This window comes from Mucilaginibacter endophyticus (assembly GCF_003351025.1).
Lineage (GTDB): Bacteria > Bacteroidota > Bacteroidia > Sphingobacteriales > Sphingobacteriaceae > Mucilaginibacter > Mucilaginibacter endophyticus.
Window position 1 is genome coordinate 1 of record NZ_QPCG01000024.1, and the last position, 1,806, is coordinate 1,806.

The following is a 1,806-nucleotide window of genomic DNA, read 5'->3' on the forward strand; positions in this document are numbered from 1 at the left end:
AACTTATGCAAAGGATGACCTGTGGGATGGACTTTTTGATGCCGGAGACGTTCGGTTATCAGACCTGTTGAAAAGCAGCGGCGCAGCCGCCCAAATAGGTCAGGCCTTACGCATACAAGGCGATGTTCCTGACGAGGATACGTTGGAAAATTTGTTCCTTTGGCTGCAAAATAAACAGGATGGCAAGGTTTTCAGCACCGATAGCCTGCCCGAAGTTTTCGATGAAGCCATCCCCTACGCAAAAATTGCAAGTGGTTTACTTTCAATTCCCGTTAATCCGCAAAGCGGCGAGTTCATCATAGTTTTCCGTCCTGAAGCTGTACGCACCATTAACTGGGGCGGTGATCCCTCCAAAACGATCAATTTCGAGCCTGACGGCAAGAAATACCACCCGCGGGCTTCGTTTAAATTATGGCAGGAAACTGTACGCAATACCGCGGCCGCGTGGACACCACAGGAAATCGCCGCTGCCGAAAACCTGAGGGCCTTTATTTTCGAATTCAATACTAAAAAATCAAGACCATAAACGTGGCTGCTCCAAAACATATCACTTTTCCGGAAGCAACTTCGCTGGACCGATATATTGTTGCTATTGGCGCATCGGCCGGTGGGCTGGAAGCTATTCACGAGTTTTTTGATCATATGCCCCAGGATTCGGGGCTAACCTTTATCGTAATACAGCATTTATCGCCGGACTATAAAAGCCTGTTGGTTGAACTGGTTGCCAAGCATACTCAAATGAAAGTTGCCGAAGCAGCCAATGATATGACCTTACAGCGCAACTGCGTCTATATCATTCCCAATAAAAAGCTGATGACCATTAAAGGCCATAAGCTGAAGCTCGCTGACAAGGTTAAAGACAAATCGCCGAATACAGCGATCGACACTTTTTTCTTCAGCCTGGCCAGCGATAAAAAGGATAAAGCTATAGCGGTCATCTTATCCGGAACCGGAACTGACGGCACCAAAGGTATCGAGGCCATCAAAGATGCGGGGGGCATGGTTATCGTCCAGGAACCTGCTACCGCAAAATTCGACGGCATGCCCAACAGTGCCATCACCTCGGGCAATGCTGATTTTATCCTGCCACCCGCGAAGATGAACGAGGAACTGCGCAATTTTATCAGCCAGCAGATCAGTCCTGACCTGCCGGGCAAACATATCGATGATAAGCTACTCGACGAGTTGTTCCAGCTGGTCAGTACCAGCAGCGGACAGGATTTTAACCTTTATAAGACACCGACAATTCTGCGCCGGATCGCCCGTCGTATGCTGGCTGTCGATATTGCCAACGTAAAAGATTATGTAGCCTACCTGCATAATCATGAACAGGAGGTCAAACTGCTGGCCAAGGATTTTTTGATCGGGGTCACGAAGTTCTTCCGGGACAAGGCCGCCTTCGAAGTGCTGGCCAAAGATATTATTCCTGAAATTATAGCTCATAAACAGGACGGTGAATTGCTCAAGGTGTGGGTTTGTGCGTGCAGTACCGGTGAGGAGGCGTATTCCATCGCCGTGCTGATCAATGATTGCGTTAAGAAATCCGGCAAGCAACTGGATATTAAAATATTTGCCACCGATGTAGACGAAACCAGCATTGAGATCGCGGGGAAGAACAGCTATCCATTAAGTGTAGCTAAAGAGATTCCTGCCGAACTGCTGAAGAAATATTTTGTTAAAGACCGTGAAGCTTATTCTGTCATTCCGTCTATCCGTAAACAGATCGTATTCGCCAGGCACAACGTCATCAAGTCGCCGCCGTTTATCAAGAACGACCTGGTAACTTGCCGGAACATGCTGATCTAC

General features: G+C 48.0%; 2 protein-coding genes. Both read left to right on the forward strand.

The window, feature by feature from the left end:
- A partial coding sequence (locus DUL71_RS31775; RefSeq protein ID WP_482805322.1) for a GAF domain-containing protein occupies positions 1–526 on the forward strand: 526 nt, incomplete at its 5' end.
- A gap of 2 nt (positions 527–528) precedes the next feature.
- The coding region (locus DUL71_RS31780) for a chemotaxis protein CheB (RefSeq protein ID WP_279629805.1) at positions 529–1,806 on the forward strand (1,278 nt) is incomplete at its 3' end.